Consider the following 2,144-nt stretch of genomic DNA (forward strand, 5'->3'; position numbering starts at 1 on the left):
GTAGCTGGCGATGGGAAAGCGCGCGTCGCCGGCGAAGTACTGCTGGGGCAGGGTGAGCGTCAGGTTCTGGGCTCCGCCGCACAGGGGCAGCTCGAGGGAGGCCGTGTTGTTGATCTGGGCCAGGATGCGCCGCCCGAATACCGATTTGACGACCACGCTGGGTGTATTACTGGGAGTGGCAGGACCGTATGCTGTAATGTTTCCGTCTCTGTCTCTTTGAGTAGGCATTCTTAGTCCAGGCATGATGCTACCCGTTTCACCAACGCCCCACACTACTTGATATTCTGCTCGGCCTTTGACGACCGTAGGGGTATTACGGAACGCACCATTAGCGATGGAGGGGTTCTCAATTTTATAATCGGCCGGAATATTTTCCAGCATATACGTTACCGTTTGATTGGGGCAGACACTTGGCGCATAATTTTGGAATGTTTGGGCCAATAGTGGAGAAATATTCAACAAGAGTGTGAAGAGAGTAGCAGTCAGCAACTGCCACAAAGGAAATAGGGATGTTTTCATAGGAAAGGGAAAAAGAGTAAGAAAAGAATTGCGAGAAGAGGCCTCAGCGTACAGGCACGCCAAAGCAGTAATGCAGCGTGAGTTGACTGATTGGCTGCAACGAAGCACGGAAAGCATTATCCTTAACTTTGGTGCCATCAGACGACAGTATTTCATTCGTAGAAATGCGAGTGAGCGAACTTCTATCTCTAAGATTAGTTCGTAGAAAGCGCGCTGACACTACGGCTTCGACACTGGCATATAAGAATGGACTTAATTGATAGCGTACACCAATCAATGGACGCAAAAACGCAGAGTAGTAAGTAAATAAGTCTTCTCTTTTGAAGAGAAGTTCTTCATCTGATCCATTAAAAGAGCCAATTCTTGCTTGTTCGTCTCGGGTATTATAGCGGCTGTATTCCAGGCCACTGTCGAAACCAGTATAGGCTACCCAGCGAGCATTTAAAGGGCTTTGCCACTCACGGCCTATGTATAGTTCAGCCCCAAATAAGTTGTTAGTGAAACCAGGATTGACGCGTAATTGCGTATCGAAGCGGTGTGCGTATCGTTGGCTAATTATCAACCCCAATCGCAACGCTTGATTGGGTTTGGTCTGGCGCTTGTAGAGCAAGCCTAGGGGCAGGGCGCGGTTGTTTTTAAAGAAGCCGTCGAGCACGGGGCTGGCCGTTAGGCCCAGCTGGTGCTTGAAGGTGGCCACGGAGTCGGTGGGGGTGGTTTGGGCGGCGGCGGCCAGGGGCAGGGCGGCGGCCAGCAGCAGGCAGGCAAGGGGGTTCATAGCGTGGGTAGGAAGAGGAAAAGGAAAGGCCCGAAAAAAGCCACGCGGCCCCCGGCAGCCCGAGTGGGGGCAGGAGGCAGGCAGTGGCGGTGTGTGAGTGGGGTAGGCAAGCAGCGCGGCCCGGCGCGGTAGGTAAGATAGAGCGGGCGGCGGCGGTAGCAGATAGAACGGTAATGCGGGGGCAAGTATAGGGCAGTGCAAGCAAGCAAGCAAGCAAGCAAGCAAGCAAGCAAGCAAATTAGTGGATGAGGGAGCTATAGCCGGGTTATTGCGCCGACAGCGCCTGCTTGCTCGTCGACAGAAACGGTGGCCGTGTTGGTGGGCGTATTGGGCACGTAGTTCCAGCCGGGGGGCAGGTTCCAGGCGAAGGAGGAGGCCCCGGGCTGGCTGATGCTGGCCGAGAGCGAGAGYGGGCGCTGGTCGCCGCAACTCAGGGCCGACGCCGAGGCGGTGACGCTGGTGATGGTGGGCACGGGGCGGSKGATGGTCAGGGTCTGCTCAAAGCTGRTGAGGCTGGCGGGTGGGTTGTTGTAGGTCGGGCCCTCGCACTCGCGGCTCCAGAGCACGACGGCCACTGTTTCGGTGAGTTGGCCGGCGGGGACCTGCACCGTGATGGAGGGGCCGCTCAGCCAGCGGTTGGCCCCGAAGCCCGGAGCAGGCTGGCCRCCCACGACGGTGAAGGTGGGCGGGATGCTCCACACGTAGCTGGCGATGGGAAAGCGCGCGTCGCCGGCGAAGTACTGCTGGGGCAGGGTGAGCGTCAGGTTCTGGGCTCCGCCGCACAGGGGCAGCTCGAGGGAGGCCGTGTTGTTGATCTGGGCCAGGATGCGCCGCCCGAATACCGATTTGA

Annotated in this window: 2 protein-coding genes; both read right to left on the minus strand. The window is 57.3% G+C overall.

Annotated features, from left to right (window positions below):
- Positions 1-562: 562 nt before the first annotated feature.
- Positions 563-1,294, minus strand: coding sequence for a hypothetical protein (locus D0T11_RS21620; protein ID WP_119657871.1), 732 nt, complete (start codon positions 1,292-1,294; stop codon positions 563-565).
- Between the two features lie 254 nt (positions 1,295-1,548).
- A partial coding sequence (locus tag D0T11_RS22820; RefSeq protein WP_182888565.1) for a hypothetical protein occupies positions 1,549-2,144 on the minus strand: 596 nt, incomplete at its 5' end.

The sequence above is a fragment of the Hymenobacter rubripertinctus genome (genome assembly GCF_003583925.1).
GTDB classification, from domain to species: domain Bacteria; phylum Bacteroidota; class Bacteroidia; order Cytophagales; family Hymenobacteraceae; genus Hymenobacter; species Hymenobacter rubripertinctus.

Excerpts from the sequence above, each read along its gene's own strand:
- D0T11_RS21620 (WP_119657871.1), bottom strand. The coding sequence starts at position 1,294 with ATGAACCCCCTTGCCTGCCTGCTGCTGGCCGCCGCCCTGCCCCTGGCC.